Annotated in this window: 15 protein-coding genes and 1 tRNA gene; 9 read left to right on the forward strand and 7 right to left on the reverse strand. The window is 70.7% G+C overall.

Going from position 1 to position 16,686, the window contains the following annotated elements:
• The first annotated feature begins 108 nt into the window (after positions 1–108).
• Both HC362_RS27545 and HC362_RS27550 read left to right on the forward strand, forming a co-directional pair.
• Positions 109–2,169, forward strand: a complete 2,061-nt coding sequence (locus tag HC362_RS27545) for a phospholipase C, phosphocholine-specific (RefSeq protein ID WP_243086825.1) — start codon at positions 109–111, stop codon at positions 2,167–2,169.
• Between the two features lie 176 nt (positions 2,170–2,345).
• Entirely contained in the window at positions 2,346–3,089 is a 744-nt protein-coding gene (locus HC362_RS27550; RefSeq protein ID WP_243086826.1) for a L,D-transpeptidase family protein, read from the forward strand.
• Between the two features lie 121 nt (positions 3,090–3,210).
• On the opposite strand, the gene HC362_RS27555 is transcribed toward HC362_RS27550, so the two are convergent.
• Both HC362_RS27555 and HC362_RS27560 read right to left on the reverse strand, forming a co-directional pair.
• Positions 3,211–3,834, reverse strand: coding sequence for a LysE family translocator (locus HC362_RS27555; protein WP_243086827.1), 624 nt, complete (start codon positions 3,832–3,834; stop codon positions 3,211–3,213).
• Positions 3,835–3,906: 72 nt separating this feature from the next.
• The gene (locus tag HC362_RS27560; RefSeq protein ID WP_243086828.1) at positions 3,907–4,782 is read right to left on the reverse strand and encodes an aldo/keto reductase; all 876 of its coding nucleotides are present in this window, start codon (positions 4,780–4,782) and stop codon (positions 3,907–3,909) included.
• Positions 4,783–5,014: 232 nt separating this feature from the next.
• Between HC362_RS27560 and HC362_RS27565 the strand changes: the two genes are divergently transcribed.
• From HC362_RS27565 to HC362_RS27580, 4 genes are read left to right on the forward strand one after another with little or no spacing between them, the layout of a single operon-like run.
• Positions 5,015–5,380, forward strand: coding sequence for a hypothetical protein (locus HC362_RS27565; RefSeq protein WP_243086829.1), 366 nt, complete (start codon positions 5,015–5,017; stop codon positions 5,378–5,380).
• Positions 5,377–6,942 carry a peptidoglycan-binding protein gene (locus HC362_RS27570; RefSeq protein WP_243086830.1) on the forward strand — a complete coding sequence of 522 codons (1,566 nt, stop codon included), beginning with the start codon at positions 5,377–5,379 and terminating at the stop codon, positions 6,940–6,942. Before HC362_RS27565 ends, HC362_RS27570 begins: the two co-directional genes overlap by 4 nt.
• 6 nt (positions 6,943–6,948) lie before the next feature.
• On the forward strand, positions 6,949–7,488 hold the full coding sequence (locus tag HC362_RS27575) for a protease inhibitor I42 family protein (protein WP_243086831.1): 540 nt from the start codon (positions 6,949–6,951) through the stop codon (positions 7,486–7,488).
• Positions 7,489–7,495: 7 nt separating this feature from the next.
• A complete protein-coding gene (locus HC362_RS27580) occupies positions 7,496–7,897 on the forward strand; it encodes a hypothetical protein (protein ID WP_243086832.1) in 402 nt (133 codons plus the stop codon).
• Here the strand turns inward: HC362_RS27580 and HC362_RS27585 are convergent.
• From HC362_RS27585 to HC362_RS27595, 3 genes are all read right to left on the reverse strand, one after another.
• The gene (locus HC362_RS27585; RefSeq protein WP_243086833.1) at positions 7,878–8,879 is read right to left on the reverse strand and encodes a hypothetical protein; all 1,002 of its coding nucleotides are present in this window, start codon (positions 8,877–8,879) and stop codon (positions 7,878–7,880) included. The two genes, HC362_RS27580 and HC362_RS27585, sit on opposite strands and share 20 nt — an antisense overlap.
• On the reverse strand, positions 8,876–10,129 hold the full coding sequence (locus HC362_RS27590) for a glycosyltransferase family 4 protein (RefSeq protein ID WP_243086834.1): 1,254 nt from the start codon (positions 10,127–10,129) through the stop codon (positions 8,876–8,878). Before HC362_RS27590 ends, HC362_RS27585 begins: the two co-directional genes overlap by 4 nt.
• Before the next feature lie 134 nt (positions 10,130–10,263).
• Positions 10,264–10,401 (reverse strand): hypothetical protein, encoded by a 138-nt coding sequence (locus HC362_RS27595; RefSeq protein ID WP_243086835.1) that lies wholly within the window; start codon positions 10,399–10,401, stop codon positions 10,264–10,266.
• A 365-nt stretch (positions 10,402–10,766) separates the two neighbouring features.
• Here HC362_RS27595 and HC362_RS27600 point away from each other — a divergent pair, with 365 nt between their 5' ends.
• Both HC362_RS27600 and HC362_RS27605 read left to right on the forward strand, forming a co-directional pair.
• Positions 10,767–10,925: a hypothetical protein gene (locus HC362_RS27600; RefSeq protein WP_209264464.1), complete on the forward strand. Its 159-nt coding sequence runs from the start codon at positions 10,767–10,769 to the stop codon at positions 10,923–10,925.
• A gap of 208 nt (positions 10,926–11,133) precedes the next feature.
• Positions 11,134–13,926, forward strand: a complete 2,793-nt coding sequence (locus HC362_RS27605; RefSeq protein ID WP_243086836.1) for a lanthionine synthetase LanC family protein — start codon at positions 11,134–11,136, stop codon at positions 13,924–13,926.
• Positions 13,927–13,938: 12 nt separating this feature from the next.
• Here the strand turns inward: HC362_RS27605 and HC362_RS27610 are convergent, their stop codons facing one another.
• Entirely contained in the window at positions 13,939–14,448 is a 510-nt protein-coding gene (locus HC362_RS27610; protein WP_243086837.1) for a hypothetical protein, read from the reverse strand.
• 1,387 nt (positions 14,449–15,835) lie between these two features.
• On the opposite strand from HC362_RS27610, the gene HC362_RS27615 reads away from it, so the two are divergent.
• Positions 15,836–16,234 (forward strand): hypothetical protein, encoded by a 399-nt coding sequence (locus HC362_RS27615; protein ID WP_243086838.1) that lies wholly within the window; start codon positions 15,836–15,838, stop codon positions 16,232–16,234.
• A gap of 323 nt (positions 16,235–16,557) precedes the next feature.
• Here the strand turns inward: HC362_RS27615 and HC362_RS27620 are convergent.
• A tRNA-Leu gene (locus HC362_RS27620) sits at positions 16,558–16,642 on the reverse strand.
• Positions 16,643–16,686 lie beyond the last annotated feature (44 nt).

Below are 16,686 nucleotides of genomic sequence, written 5' to 3' on the forward strand. Positions count from 1 at the left end.
CAGTTGTTGTCAACTTGTTCATACAGGTTGCCTTCCATGGGGCGGGTGTCCTTGACACACTCTGCCGGTCCGACGTTTCCGACCACCCCCTGTGAGGTCAGCAGACCCATGCCAGAACTCAACCGGCGCCGGTTCCTGCAGATAGCCGGCGCGACCGCGGGCTTCTCGGCCCTGTCCGGCAGCATCGAGCGCGCCGCCGCCATCCCCGCAGCCCGCCGTTCCGGCACGATCGACGACGTCGAGCACATCGTCGTGCTGATGCAGGAGAACCGGTCGTTCGACCACTACTTCGGCACCCTGAGGGGCGTCCGGGGCTTCGGCGACCCGCGTCCGGCCGCGCCGACCGGCAAGCGGACGGTCTGGCAGCAGTCCGGCGGCGGCAAGGACGTACTGCCCTACCACCCGGACGCCGAGAACCTGGGCATGCAGTTCATCGCGGGCCTCAACCACGACTGGGGCGGCGGCCACCAGGCGTGGAACGAGGGCAAGTACGACCAGTGGATCCCCGCCAAGGGCACCGGCACCATGGCGTATCTGACCCGCCAGGACATCCCCTTCCACTACGCGCTCGCCGACGCCTTCACCATCTGCGACGCGTACCACTGCTCGATGATCGGCGCCACCGACCCCAACCGCTACTACATGTGGAGCGGCTACGCCGGAAACGACGGCGAGGGCGGCGGACCCGTCCTGGGCAACGAGGAGGCCGGGTACGGCTGGACGACGTACCCGGAGCGGCTGGAGCAGGCCGGCATCTCCTGGAAGATCTACCAGGACATCGGCGACGGCCTCGACGCGGACGGCAGCTGGGGCTGGATCGAGGACGCCTACCGGGGCAACTACGGCGACAACTCGCTGCTGTACTTCAACAAGTACCGCGACGCCAAGCCCGGCGATCCCCTCTACGACAAGGCCCGCACCGGAACCGACGCCAAGAGAGGCGACGGCTTCTTCGACCTCCTCAAGGCCGACGTCAAGGCCGACCGGCTGCCGCAGGTCTCCTGGATCGCCTCCCCCGAGGCCTTCACCGAGCACCCCAACTTCCCCGCCAACTACGGCGCCTGGTACATCTCGCAGGTGCTGGACGCGCTCACCTCCAACCCGGAGGTGTGGGCGAAGACGGCGCTGCTGATCACCTACGACGAGAACGACGGCTACTTCGACCACGTCGTCCCGCCCTACCCGCCGGCCTCCGCAGCGCAGGGCCGCTCCACCGTGGACACCGCGCCCGACTACTACAAGGGCGGCGTCGCCGGCTACGAGCCCGGACCCTACGGCTTCGGCCAGCGCGTGCCCATGTTCGTGGTCTCCCCGTGGAGCACGGGCGGCTATGTGTGCTCCGAACTGTTCGACCACACCTCCATCATCCGCTTCATGGAGCGCCGCTTCGGTGTGCACGAGCCCCATATCTCGCCCTGGCGGCGCGCCCTGTGCGGCGACCTGACCTCCGCTTTCGACTTCACTCTCAAGGACACCGACCCCGCTGACCTGCCCAGCACGGACGCCTATGAGCCGCCGGACAACGAGCGGCACGACAGCTATGTGCCCAAGCCGCCGGCCAAGCCGGCGCTGCCCAAGCAGGAGGCGGGCTCCCGGCCCACGCGGCCGCTGCCGTACGCGCCGCTGGTGGACGGCACGGCCCACCCGGAGCAGGGCAAGTTCACCCTCACCTTCAGCGGCGGCCCCTCGGCGGGCGCCTTTTTCCTGGTCACCTCGGCCAACCGCACCGACGGCCCCTGGACCTACAGCACCGAGGCGGGCAAGCGGCTCTCCGACACCTGGAACAGCGCCTACTCCCATGGCAGCTACGACCTGACAGCGCATGGACCCAACGGCTTTCTGCGCACCTTCAAGGGCCCGGGCAAGCAGGCGGGGCCCGAGGTGATGGCACGCCACCTGGAGAAGAGCGGCGACATCGAGCTCACCCTCACCAACGCGGGCGACACCGACTGCGAACTGACGGTGACCAATGCCTACGGCGGCGCCAAGGCCACCCACAAGGTGCCGGCCGGCGGCACGGTGGTGCGCACGGTGAGTCTGCGCGCGAGCAAGCGCTGGTACGACCTGACGGTCACCTCCGACACCGGCACCGACTGGCAGCGCCGTCTCGCGGGCCATGTCGAGACCGGCGGGACCGGCGTCAGCGACCCGGCCACACTGACGGCCTGACCCCTCGACCGCCCGGACCCACCGGCTCCGGCCCTCCCGGGGCCGGTGGGTCCGAGCCCGGAGCCCCGGACAGGAAGGGGCACGGACGCGGGGACGGAGCAACCCGAGTGCGGCGGTCGGGTGAATCCGCGCGGTTCCGCTGCTGCGTTCGCAGCAGCTTGGGCAGATGCCCGGGCATGCCAGCGAAGAATTTCCCTCTCCCGACCCGCACAGCGCAGCTGCCCGTCCTGGCGCTGCTGCTGGTGCTCGGCCTCGCCGAGGCCGCACCCTCCCAGGCGCACGCCCCGCAACCGGCGGGGCAGGGCAGCCCGGACGCCTCCGCGGCGGCGTGCTCCACCCGGACCGGCCCGCAACAGCGGGAGGTCGAGAAGTATCTGGGGCTCCCGGTGGACGGCCGGCAGTCGCCGGAGGACTGCGCGGCGATCCAGCACTTCCAGGAAGTGGAAGGCGTGCTGCCCGCCGACGGCTACGCGTCCCCGGCCACCTACCGGGCCCTGTACGCGCGCTGGGCGGCGGGCCATCCGGAGGCGCTGCTCGCGGACAAGCACTGTCCGCCGACGCGCGCGCGGCTGGCCTGCCTCGATCTGACGCACCAGGTGATGTGGCTGGTCAAGAACCACAAGGTCGTCATCCGCGCGGTGCCCATCCGCAGCGGCGCGCCGGGGTACGAGACGCGCACCGGACGCTTCAAGATCCAGCGCCGGGTACGGGACGACTATTCGACCCTCTACCACCAGCCCATGCCGTTCAGCCAGTACTTCAGCGGCGGCCAGGCCTTCCACGGGACGCGGGTGAACATCTACGACCCGCCCGGTTCGCACGGCTGCGTCAATATGCGCTACGAGGACGCGGAGCGCCTGTGGAACTGGATGAGGGTCGGCGACGCCGTCCGTATCTGGGGCCGCAAACCGGCGGAGTGATCCCGGCACTGTTCGAGCATCCGCGCGCTGCGAGCAAAGGTCGCGGGCTGCGGGCGTGTGCGTGGTTGCTCGCGCAGTTCCCCGCGCCCCTTCGGGGTGCAGCCCCTTCACGCCGGTACGCCTACGCGTCGACGGCCAGCCTGACGCCGAGCCCCACCAGGACCGCGCCCGAGACCTGTTCCATCCGGCGGCGGACGGACGGTCGCCGCAGCACGCCGCCGACCCGTCCGGCCAGGGCGACCAGCGGCACGTACCAGATCAGATCGGCCACCACCCAGATTACGGAGAAGGCGAGCAGCATCGCCAGAACCGGGGCGCCGTCCGGCACGAACTGCGGGAGGAAGGAGACCGCGAACAGGCCCGCCTTCGGGTTGGCGGCGTTGGTGGCCAGGCCCTGCCAGAACGCCCGCCGGTACGACACCGGCGCTGCCTGTGCCTCCTCTCGGCCAGGACCCGCGGCCCGCCGTGCCTGCCACAGCGCCCGCGCTCCCATCCAGACCAGCACGGCGGCGCCGGTGATCCGGATGACGTCGTAGGCGACCTGCGAGGCCAGCAACAGGACCGACAGCCCGAAAGCCGCCGCGAGCCCCCACAACAGCACCCCGCACTCGTTGCCCAGCACGGCGGCCATCCCCGTTCTTCTGCCGTCCACCACGGCACGGCGCAGAATCACCACCGTGCTGGGCCCCGGAACCATCGCGATCAGAAAGGCCGCACCGACGAAAGCGAGCACTGAAGTCAGCATCGGTGCAGCATCCCGGAGCTCACCGCACTCGACAAGCGATTTCAGGGCCAGCCGCTCACCGCCACGCCACCCTCAGCTGCCGGGCCGGTGCGGGGCCGGCGCGTCGAGATGGCCGGTGGCACCGATCCCGTCGAGCCGCTCGCGCTGTGCCGGTGTCAGCTGGAGGTCCGCCGCGGCGAGGTTCTCCTCCAGGTGCTCCACCCGTCCGGTGCCGGGGATGGGCAGCATGACCGGAGAGCGGCCGAGAAGCCAGGCGAGGGCGACCTGGCTGCCGGTGGCGCCGAGTTCGGCCGCCACTGCGGCAACCTCCTCCCGTGTCTCCGAGGAACCAGACGCCACGGGCCGCCACGGCAGAAACGCGATCCCCGCCGCCTCACAGGCCGCGAGGACGGGCTCGTGCGCGCGGTCGAGCAGGTTGTAGCGGTTCTGTACGCTCGCGACCTCCACGAGCTCCCGGGCGCGGCCGAGTTCATGGACATCGACCTCGGACAGGCCGATCATCCCGACCTTGCCCTCGTCCTGCAGCTCCCGCAGCGTCCCGAGCTGGTCGGCCATCGGAGTGTCCGGGTCGATGCGGTGCAGTTGCAGCAGTTCCAGGCGTTCGACGCGGAGTCGGCGCAGCGCCTGGTCGACCTGCTCGCGCAGGACGGCCGGACGGGCGTCGAGCTTCCACTCGCCCCCTGGGCCGGTGCGTGCGACACCGACCTTGGTCGTGATCAGCAAACCGTCCGGGTAGGGGTGCAGGGCTTCGGCGAGGAGTTCCTCGTTGGCACCTCCGCCGTACAGGTGGGCCGTGTCGATGAGCGTGACGCCCAGCTCGACCGCCCGCCGGGCGACCGCGCGGGCGGCGTCGCGCTCGGGGCCGGTTCCGGTCGGCAAGTGCATCGCTCCGAAACCGAGCCGCCCCACCTCGAGCGTTCCGCCGATGCGGAACGTGTCTGCTGCCATCGATTCACTCTTCCCTCTCGTCGCAAATGGCGACGTTAGCAGCGCAGTTGCGCACCTATGGGAGAGTTCACTGGTCAGCGGCCTGTCCCTCGCGCAGCGGACGGATGGGCCGTCGGCGGCCGGCTGCCCGGGACTCGTTATGATGACGGCCATTTGACGTGGACCTGGTAGGCCCCTGGGTGTCGTGGGCCGGGGCCGGGGCGGCGTATGTCGCGGGAGGGCGGAGAAGGCGATGGGGCAGGGAAGGGCGGACCTGGGGCTGCAGCGCAAACCCACGCTCAGCCAGGGCGACCGGCTCGACGAGGCCGCCCGGACGCTCGACGGGATGGGGAAGTCCCTGGGCGGCGGCGCGCCGTGGTCCGCGTTCCCGACGTGGGTCCTGAACCCCTTCGGCGGCGCGGATTTCGGTGAGTACGGCGGCCAGCAGGCGTTCACCTCCTTCGCCCAGGCCTGGCACGAGGAGATGGAGGTGCTCGCCGGGGCGCTGCGGGAGATCCACCGCAAGATCGGGGACGGCGTCAATCTGAACGCGAACAACGACCACGGCATCCGCAGCAAGCTGCACTCCATCTCGGTGCCGAAAGAGAAGGAGCGGTGACCGCGCTGGGCCGGCGGCGCAAGGGAGCGCTGGAGAAGCTGCGCGGAAAGCTCGAAGCCCTCCACTTCGACGGCAAGGGCGGATTCGACGGCGACACGGACAACATCAAGCTCGCCCACCTCATCGACGAGGCGCTCGGCTTTCCCGCCCCCGACGGCTCCCCGGACACGGTCGCGGGCAAGGCCGCCGACTACCGCAGGGCCGCCACGCTGGCCGACGAGGTCCGCAGCGGAGTGAGCGCCGTGGCCACCGCGGGGCTCCCGAACACCTGGGTGGGGGAGGCCGGTTCCAAGGCGAGCGAGGTGACCAAGGCCGCCGCGCGGTCGGCGGAGCGCATGTCGGAGACGTTCGGCACGGCCGCCCGCGAGCTGGTCAGACTGGCCGAGGGGATCGGCACCGCGCAGAGCAAACACGGCTTCGGCCTCGACGCGCTGCGCGCCGCACGGAACATGCTGCCCGAGGGCGACAACGCGTTCTTCGCCAACGCCGAGGACGCCAAACGGGCCCGCAAGGCGGCGCTCGACGGCATCGGCTACCTGGAGTCGGGCGTGGAGGCCGCCGAGGAGGCGGGCAAGCGGGCCGAACGGGAGCTGGACAAGCTGGCGTCCGAGGCCCGCTCCGGCAGGCTGGACACCCGGCACCTGTCGGACGCCGACCGCGTCGTGCTCACCGACGCGGCCGCACACGGCGGGGACCCCGACGAGAACGAGATCCTCACCAACCGGGACCTGGAACGCTCCGGCGTACGTCTCAACAGCCTCAGCGCCCACGACCGGGCGGCCTACGACAAGCTGCTCGACGGCGCCAAGTCACCGCAGGAGCGCGCCTATCTGGTCAAGGCGCTGGCCGCCGGCTATCCGATGTCCCGCATCCAGGACTTCGCCCACAAGATCCACCCGTACGGCGACAAGCCCGCCTGGCTGCAGAAGCATCTGACGCCCATCGTCACCCGCTCCGACGACTCCCGCCGGGAGGGCGACCAGTCGAACAAGGTGACCTTCGACGGCCAGATGTGGGATCAGGAGGGCCCGACCTGCGTGGCGCTCTCCACCGTCACCATGCACGCGCAGAGCGACCCGCTGTACGCCTTGGAACTGACCACCGGCGGGCACCCCGGGGACCCGGACTACGACAACGGTGAGGCCTTCGAGGAGCGGCTGCGCGACGAGGAGACCAGGGTCTACGACAGGCGTGCCGAGGGCCAGGTCGGGATGGTGCCCCGGGAGAGCGAGATGATCGCTGACGACGAGATCGGCGCCCACACCGGTGCCGACTACGACACCCACTTCCTCAAGAGCAAGGAGGCCCGCGCAGACGTTCTGCCCCAGGTCCGCGACGCCGTCAACAGCGGCCAGCCCGTACCCGTGGGCGTAGACGGCAGCTACAAGGGCGGCCATCAGATGATGATCATCGGCGAGGAAGGCGGCCGGCTCCAGATCTACAATCCCTGGGGATTCACCACCTGGGTCACCGAGGACGACTTCGTCAACGGCACCATGGCCGGGGCGTCGAACTACAAGTACACCACCCCCGCAGAAGTTCACCTTCCTCGTACGGAATAGGCCACGATGACAAGCCCCCGCAGTCGGCCCACCGCCCCGGCGGTCACGGCCGCCGCCCTCCCACTGCTGTTGGCCCTCTCCGCCTGCGGAGGAGCGGACGACACCGGCGGGGAGCACAGCGAGGGGAGGCCGGCCGCATCATCGCCCGTCTCCGCCTCCACTGCACCGACGTCAGCGTCGCCCACCGCGTCGCCCACCCCCGACAAGGTCTTCGACAGGAAGCACACCGACGTGCGGGTCGCACCCGGCGACAGGTTCACACTGACAATGCGCATCAATCCCAGCGCCGGATACGACTGGCAGCCTGTGGACCCGGAGCCCGGCACCGGCGTGGTGGTCAAGATCGGCCAGCGCGAGGAGGCGGATTCACCGGACCGGATGGGCTCCCCGGGCTCCCTCTTCCTCGACTACCGCGCCAGGACCGAGGGAAGAGCACAAGTGCGCCTGCGCAAGAACTGCTTCCAGTGCGACGACGAAGCGGAGAAGTCCCCGAAAGCCGGCAAGAAGGGCCCCGAGGTCGTCTTCCGCATCACGGTGAAGGAGTGACACCCCCATGTCACAGGAGCGGACGACCGACGCCGAACTGCGAGCCCTCGACATCCCCCTCATGCTCCGCTACGGACTGACCCTGGGCGGCCCCCATCGCACCGCCCTCTTCGGCGACGGCGCCGTGGCGGCCGCACTGACAGCGGAGGAACTCGGCGTCCTGCCCCGCGCGCTGGCGTTCCTCGCCGAGGTGGTACGCCGCGACGGCCTGCGGGCCGCAGCCGGACTCCCGGAACCCCTGCCGGGCCTGGAGGCGTCCCGTACCGCCAAGGAGTGGCTGGCCACCGCCTCCTCCGTACTGAAGCCCACCGACCTGGACGGCGAGGAGCAGCTCGCCCGCTGGCTCGAGTCGGCAGCCACCGTCCTGGCGCTCCGCCACACCAGCACGGCTACTCCTCCGACGCCTTAGAACTCACCTCCACGGACAGGTTGTTGTTGACCGTGTAATACGGCCTCACCGAGTGGACGGCGCCGTCGGGGCCTGCCACTCGCCGCGACGGATAGCGGAAGATCCGCTTCTTGTCCGGAACGTCGTCGAGTATCCGGGCGAGACGAACCGGCTCCTCGTCGTCGGAAGGGCGCACCCACAGATCCCAGACCTGATCTCCGGGCACGAGGGGGCCGAAGGGCAGTTCTGCGGTGAACCCGCTGCCCGGATGGCCCCCGCCTCCGCCGTCCCCGTCGCCGTCACTGTCGCCGTCGCCGGGTGCTGCACTCACTCCGGCTTCGTCCTCACTCTCCCGGCGCACCGGTACACGCACCGGCGACACCGACGCGTCGCGGGACCGCGCCTCCAGCTGAGCGGCCGTGGAGAGCCGCGCGCCGTAGAGCCTGCCTTCCAGCGCCATCGCGCCGTCCTCGACGTGCAGCGCCCCGGCCTCGGCGTGCGGCCGGCGATGCCACGCGCGGACGGTGAGATTGCCGTACTTGGTGGTGTAGGGGATGCGGGCGACGAGCCCGGTGTGCGTATCGACCGGCACCCGGTCGACGAGGGAGCGCAGGTCGACCACTCCGGGCAGCAGCCGCTGGGGCTCCTCGTCGGCCCAGGCGAGATAGGCATCCCAACGCCCCTCCCGCAGCCCGGCGGTACTGGGCAGCGTGGCGCGCAGCCTGCCACCCGCCCCTGAACGGCCGAGCGGCAGCCTCAGGCCGTCGTCCGGGCCGCTGTGATGGCGCGGGCGCAGAAGCACGGCCGCGCGCTCCGGCGGATACGGAGCAGGGGTCTCCGCGTCGTTCCGGTCGAAGAACCGTACGTCGAAGGTGAGCCCTCCGGCGCCGTCGGCCGTGCAGTCCGCGCGCGCGTGGTGGGGTCTGCCGGAGGAAGTAGCGCCATTTGCCGGGGCGCTCGCCGCCGCGCCGTCCGATGACATGTCGTGGATACGCCGGCTCATGCCCGTGCCCCCGCCAGCGCTTGTCCCAGTCCCAGGCGGACCCTCTCCCGGGCCGCGTACGCTCCGCCCAGAACGGTGCCGCGTGCTCGGTGCAGTGTCCCGGCCGGGCGCTTGACCAGCGAGGTGAGCAGATCCTCGTAGCGGGCGGCCACCTGCGCCGGATCGAACCGGGCCGACGCGGCGAGAGCGGCTCGTCCCATCCGTACCCGGAGCTGCTCGTCGTTGATGAGCCGGAGCAGCGCCCCGGACATCGCGCTCACATCCCCCGTGGGAACCAGGAGTCCGTCCTCGCCGTCGCGGATGATCTCCCGGGGGCCGTGCGGGCAGTCGGTGGCCACGACCGGAAGACCGCACCGCATCGCCTCGACGATGGTCATGCCGAAGGACTCGAGGCTCGAAGTCACGGCGCAGACCGAGCCCTTCACCCATTCGGCCTCGATGGGATGTGCCGAGCCCATCAGGAAGACGTGGTTGTAGAGGCCGAGTTCGTCGACGAGGGCCCGCAGCTTGTCGTGCTCGCGGCCGTGGCCGTAGATGCGCAGACCCCAGTCGGGACGCTCGCGCACGACCTCGCCGAAGGCGCGTATCAGCATGTCGTACCGCTTGGCGGGGGCGAGCCGGCCGGCGGCGACGACCCATTTGCCGCTGCCGTCGGTCGGGGCGACGTCCGGCTCGGGCACGCTGTTGGGAAGCCCCTCGACGCGCACGCCCGGCAGTCGCAGAGTGCTGCGGTAGTCACGGGCGTCGGCCTCCGTCACCGTGGTGACCGCGTCCAGCCGGGGGTAGGTGCGGCGCAGCAGCAGCTTCAGCCGTGTGGAGTGCGTGGCGAGCGTGAGGTGCTCCTGCCCCAGCCGCACGGGGCCACGGCGCGTCTGCCGGGCCACGTGAACGTTGAGCCCGGGCCGTGTGCCGATCACGACGTCCGCTTCGGTGTGGGCGAGGTACTCACCGATCCGGCGGTCCGTCAACGCGCTGTGCTGGGAGAACTGGCCGTCGGCCGACGGGAAGACCCGGGCAGGACGGGCGTGCTCGGGATCGTCGCCTTCGTAGGTCGGCTGGTGCCGCCGCATGTCGACCAGCGATCTCAGCCGTACGCCGTTGCCCGGCTCGAAGAACGGCCTGTCCCGGTAGCGGAAGACCGATACGACCTCCACGTCGTGCTGCTCGGCGAGCGCCTGCGCCAGGTTGAACGTGGTGCGGACGGTTCCGCCCATCCCGTACGCGCTGAAGATGAGAAACGAGATGTGCATTGACCCTCATTCTTGTGCTCTGGTTTGGAAAGATGTGCCCCCGGGCGCCGCGTCACCGCAGCGAGGGACCACGAGGGGCGCCGCGCGCGCCGCCTCCTCGACGCGTGCGCGCCGCCCCTCGACGCGCGCGCCTGTCAGTCGGTGAAGGGCGCCGTGTCCGTGGTGAGGGCTGTCGCGTCTGCGGCGAGGGCCGTCGCGGGCGCGGTGAGGGCCGCTGCCGCGTCGGCGGCCGGCACGGCTCGGACGGGCCGGGTGCCAAGTCGTGAACGCATCGGAATGTCCCCCCTGGTGCTGGTGCGTCGGTCTCCGGGATGTTCGATGCCGAGTCCCCGCAGAAAGTTCACGACATGCCCCGACTTTCTGGAGACGGGTGCGGGGTGGGGGTTGGGGACCGGGAGCTGGGGGCCGGAGCCACGAGCGGCACGAGAGGCGGCCGGGCTCCACCGGGTGGGTTGGGGGGGCGCGAGGGCGGCCGGGGCGGACACTTGCCACCCGTATGAGGCTGCTGTCGATGCCCGGCGCAGGTATTGCCGCACGCTCAACCGGTACTTTAGGCTCTTTCGCATCACACGGCCCTGGAACCTCAAGTGCCGTGGCACAGAACGGATTTCATAGATTCCCCAACCCGGGAGACACCATGGAATTCCTGTCCCAGTTCACCCCCAGGGAAGCCGGGGTGTTGAACCAAGAGCCCGAGGTGTCGTTCCACGAGAACGACCTCGCTGCCGGAGCCACCGACCGCTGTCCGATCACCTACTGCGACTACACCTGCATGGGTACCGGGAACACTGGCTGACCCGGCGCGTCACCCCTGATTGCGTCGGCCCCCGCGCGGTGGCCGACGCACCTCACGACGGCCCGAGGAGAACCCCGTCCCGAACGCCACGGCGTTCGCGGCCGGTGCCGCCTCGGGCCGTCGGTCTGTCCGCGACGTGCGCCGGCGAACGGCGCACGCCTGCGCGGGACCGCAACAGCCCGGGTCGCAACGATCGAGGAGCAGCAGCGTGGCCGACTGGAACGCGGAGGACGTACTCCGCCGGCTGATCGAGGACCATCGGACATCGCACTCGCTGGCCACGGGGGCCACTTGGACCCGCGTGCGGTGCGAGCCCACGCCCCGCCTTCCCGACCACGGCTGGAAGCTCCATGTCTCTTCCCGGGTCGACGGGCTGCCGCAGCTGGCCGAGACGCTCTTCCCGTACCTTCTCGCCGAGGGATGCTCGTTCAAGGTGGCGCGCTCGGACCGTGTGCTGCGCCGGCTCAACGGCGCCGAAGTCGGCTCGGGTGCCGTGGGGAAGGCCGTCACGGTCTACCCGCGACCTGAGCGCGTACGCGACCTCGGCCTGTCCCTCGCCGAGTTGCTGCGCGGGCACCACGGGCCGGTGGTGCCCAGCGACCGGCGGGTGGCAGATGACGCCCCCGTGTACTACCGCTACGGCCCCTTCCGTACCCACTGGCGCAGCGGCCCCTACGGCACCCTGGTCGCCGTCATCGACGGGCCGGACGGCGAGGAGTTCGAGGCTGCCGCCTCCCTCGGCTACCGCCAGCCCCCCTGGGTGAGCGATCCCTTCCGAGAGGGCGGACCACCGCACACCGCCGCCGCGACGCACACGGCACACCGCTCGCGGCCGGACGAGGGCGCCCCGCGGTCCGGCGCCGACGTGCTGCTGGGCGGCAGGTACCGCGCCGTCGAAGGGGTGTACGAGTCGGCCCGTGGCAACGTCTACCGTGCTGTGGACACCGCGCTCGGCGCCGAAGACGTCCCGCGAGAAGTCCCCGCCCGGACCCGAGAAGAGGACGGGCAACAAGTCGACGGGCGGGAGAGCGCTCCACGAGCGAGCACCGTCATCGTCAAGACCGCCCGCGCTCACGTCAGTGAGGATCGCGACGGCAACGACGTACGCGTCAGACTGCGCAACGAACGCCGCATCCTGACGGCCTGCGCCGGCACGCCGGGCATCCCCGTCTTCCTCGACCACTTCGCCCACGACACCGACGAATACCTCGTCACCAGCGATGTCGGCGAGCTGAACCTCCTGGAGCACGTGGGGCGCAACGGCGCACTGCTCCCAGCCGGTTCCGCCACCACCCCGGGCGACGACGAGACCTTCGCCCGCCTGGCGAGGGAACTCGCCACCACGCTCGAGGCGCTGCACTCCAGGGGCGTGGTCATGCGGGACGTGACGCCGCGCAACATCGTCCTGGACGGCACGGGGCGCGCCCACCTCATCGACTTCGGCATCTCGGCGCTCGACGGCCTCCACCTGCCGGGCGGTACGCCGGGCTACGCCCCCAGGGAGCAACTCGACCGCAGCCAGGGGCCGTCGGTGGTCGACGACCACTACGCGCTCGGCATGGTCCTCGTCTTCGCCGCCACCGGACTGCCGCCCGTCACCGGGGAGGCGTCGACCGCCCTCGCCCGTACCCGGGCGCTCCAGTGCCTCGATGCCGTCCACGCCGGACGCCGGCCGGGCCTGTTCGCCGTGGTCGGCGACCTCCTCTCGCGCGAGCCGGAACGCTCCACCCGGGCGCTCGCCGATCTCGTCTCCGGGGCGTGGCGCACCCGTGGGACGACCGCGCACCGTGGCGCGCCGCCTCCGGCCGCCACCGCGGACCAGGTCGCCGACCTGGCGGACCGGGTGCTGGACGTACTGCTGGCGGAAGCGGGGGAGTACCACCTCGGGGGAGAGGCATCCGACTTCCCCGCCGTCGACGCCAGTCTCTACACCGGCAGCGCGGGCATCGGCCTCGAACTGCTGCACCACCGCCACCGACCGGGCGTCCCGGACCTGCTGCGGCGGCTGGCGCGGCACGCACACCACAGCCTGGCCGCGGTTCCCACCGCCGACGGCCTTTTCTCCGGGCGCACCGGCACCGAGGTGTTCCTCGCCGCCGCCCGCCGCGCCGGAGTCGAGGTCCCGTCCGAGCCCGTACTGCCCGCCGTCCCCCGCAGCCCGGCGCCCCCCTCGGCGGAGGCGCCCGAGGTACTGAAGGCCGTCGACTTCGACGTCGTCTCCGGTCACGCGGGCGTCGGACTGGGCAGGCTTCTCCTGGCCGACCTCGGTGACACGGGGGCCCTGGAGGCCGCGGCATCGCTCGCCGAACCGCTGCTGGCGCGCGAGGACCTGGCCGTCCTGCCCGCCCATGTGGCCGACGATTTGGGGAAGGAGACCGCCTTCGGCTACGCGCACGGGTACCTGGGCATCACCGACTTCCTCCTCCTGCTCGCCGCCCGCACCGCGGACCGGGAGCTGCTGCGGACCGGTAGGCGACGGGCCGGACAGCTGGCCGGTCTCGTCCCCGACCTGGTGGCTGCCGCCGACGCGCCCTCCGCCTCCCAGATGGCGGTCTCCTGGTGCCGTGGTCTCGGCGGCCTCGCGCGGGTGCTGCGCCACGCCTGGCTGATCTTCGACGAACCCGCATTCCGGCGGGCCGCCGAGAGCGCCACCAAGGGCTGTCTGACCTGGAGCACCAGGCTCAGCACACTCGGCCAGTGCTGCGGCACGGCCGGTCTGGGCTCGGCGCTGCTGGACCTGGCCGTGGACTGCGGGGACGACCAGTACCTCGACGCCGCCCACGAGGCCGCCCGCCATCTGCTCCGCCGCAGCCACGGCCCCGACGACGCGCCTGCCCTTGTCACCAACAACCTCACCAAGGAGGCCCCCTACTCCTGGGCACAGGGCTACGCCGGCATCCTGACCTTCCTGCGGCGGCTGCGCGAGCCGGAGAGCCCCGACCTGCTGCCGGAGCCCACAGCACGGAAGGCGGCACCGCACGAGATGGCCGTCACCGGCTGACGCTTCCAGTGGTCAGCAGTTGAACGTCGTCACCATGATGAGCGGCTTTTTGCCGTCGCTGCCCGCGATGTAGGCGATGGCCCACTTGTAGATCAGCGCTTCGCGAAAGTCGTCCGATTCGGCGCCTGGGCGCACGACGGTGCTCTCAGCGCGTGGATCGGGCAGTCTCTCGGAGATGACTCGGCGCATGTCGTATTCCTCGTGGTACCGCTCCCGCACCTGTTCCTTGGCCGTCTCGGTGAAACGGATGCGGTAGCCGCCGCTGGCTTCGCCGTCGAGTCGCAATGCCTCACGCGCGTCCGGGCTGCGCTGAAGGACCGCGTCGCGCTGACGCAACAGCTCCCCGGTGTGGCGCTCCTGCTCGGTGACGGGGCCGAGCGCGGTCAGCGTCCTGGAGTGGTGGTCCCAGAAGTCGAGCGTCACCTCCAGTGGCGAGCCGGTCAGTCCCGAGATGCTCCTGTCGTACTCCTTGTGCCAGCGTTCGGGCAGTGCGGCGCGGATCTGTTCGGGAGTCGGGCCCATGGTGATCCTTTGCAGCCGGTCTTCTGATCGCACCGTCATCCTCGGCGGGCACACGCTCCGCAAACCGGGTTCGAGGTCAAACACCTCGATCGGGTGACAGCGGGAACGCCGGTGACAGCGGGAACGCGTTGAGCGGCGGCATCACGCTGAACACCGGGCCCCTGGGCGCCGGTTGGCCGGTTGGGTGGTAGGCCGGTTGGTTGGCCGGTGGGCTGGTTTGCCGGTGAGGAGGCGCCCCACGTGGGGCCCTCTACCGCTCGGCCTCCGGCTCGGGTCATCCTGACCTCCCGCACGCTCCGCGTGTCCCGCACCACGGCGCGTGATCCGAGGCAACCCGAAAACTCTCCGACGGCGTAGGTGAGGATTCTCTGTGGCCACAGGCGAGGCAAGTCGAACACGACTTCCTTCAGACCCTGCTCAGTGAGCCGGCCGAGCGGGGCCTGCACTACAGCGCCGTGGCCACCCTCACGGCAGGCGACTACGAGGCCCCTCGGAGCACGGCTTGCAGGACATTCGTCTGACCGACCGCGAGGCGATGCTGGCCCGCACCGACTTACCCGCAAACGTGTTCGCCGTCACCCGTACGGACATGGCCGGGTTCACCGCCCGCGTGACCGTGCCCAACCCGGTGGCCCCTCAGCTGCCTCCGATCGAGGTCCTGCACTGCTGGATCTCCGCCGACGTCACGCTGCACGGCAGACCCGTCAGGGTGGTCAGCGCGCACCTGGAGAACGTCAACGCCGCCGTTCAGCAGGCGCAGGCCCGGGAACTCCTCGACGGCCCGCTGCACACGGAACAGCCCAGCGTGCTTTTGGGCGACCTCAACGCGCCGCCTGGCAGTGAGACCTACGCGTTGCTGAAGAACGGCCGCGGCGACACCTGGGCGGACGCCCACCGGGACGACCCGGGCTTCACCTGCGGCCAGCCGCCGACCTGCGTAACGAGGACTCCGGCCGCAGCCAGCGCCTCGACCATGTGCTCTACAGCGGCGGGTTCACCGCGTCGACGGCAAACCGAGTCGGTGAGGACCCGGCTGACCGCACTCCGTCGGGCCTGTGGCCCTCCGACCATGCCGGCGTCCGGAGCGTGCTCCACCTGCGCTGAACAACCACTCGCCGCCCCGCACCGGCCGATCGCCCGTCAAGGGCGCCGTGACAGAGAGCGGGCGGCGCTCTGGGCGGCTCTACGGGCGGGCGGGAGCCCCGCGTCCGGGCGTTTCACATGCGTGCCTCTGCGAACTCATCTATTCGACATACCGCACACAGTGCGTCGGCAAAGAAGTACCCATGCAACGCTGGCAAATCGCGCTTGTCCGGGGCATGATCCTCTCTGACCACCCGACGGATCAGCCGCTCGGGGAGCTTTGAATGAGGAAAGTGGGGGGCGTATGTCCCGTATCAAGCGTGTTCTGACCGTGGCGGTCGGCGCCGCCGCCTGTGCCGCCCTGGCGCAGGCACCGGCGAACGCCGTCGGGTCCTGGCACATCGCGGACGCGTCGAACGGTCGCGGAACCGGGGGATTCAACAGCATCGACAACAACAAGTTCCGGATCGCGGACACCAAGAAGGACGGCTACGGCATGGTGCTCCGCATCAAGTTCCCCGGCCGCTCCGAGATCACGTCGTGCGACGACCGGAACGGTGCGAACAACGGGGTCGAGTACTGCAGGATCAGCAACATCCCGCATCGCTCCCAAGTCCAGTTCAAAGCCTGCGCGAAGGACTTCAGCGGCAGGCTCCCGGGGTGGATCGACTGCTCCTACTGGATCACGGACTACACCAGGTAAGAGGCCGACGGGCGGGTGGCGGTACCCAACGCGAGGGTTCCGCCACCCGCCCGCGGAATGCCCGGGCGCGTCCGCACCTGACGGCAGCCTGACGGACAGGCCCCACCGACGAGCGGTGCGACGCGCCCAGCCGGACACACGCAGTCACGCTGGGCTCCCTCGGCGCGCCGGCGGCACATGGAAGTCGGCTCCTCGCGGCCGTCCCCGCAGATGAGCGGCCCGATCCCCGAAGCGCTCCGCTCCGGCCTGCCCTCACATACGACTCGCGGCGGCAGACTGTGACCTTTCGGTCACGATCTGCCGCCGCGTGTACGTATGGTGCGTGTCGGGAGGGGGACTTGAACCCCCACGCCCTGTAAAGGGCACTAGCACCTCAAGCTAGCGCGTCTGCCATTCCGCCACCCCGACCGGGTGTGCCGCAGGGCCGGTGGGTGGCCTTGCGACGGGTTAAA

This window comes from Streptomyces sp. 891-h (assembly GCF_022760275.1).
Lineage (GTDB): Bacteria > Actinomycetota > Actinomycetes > Streptomycetales > Streptomycetaceae > Streptomyces > Streptomyces spirodelae.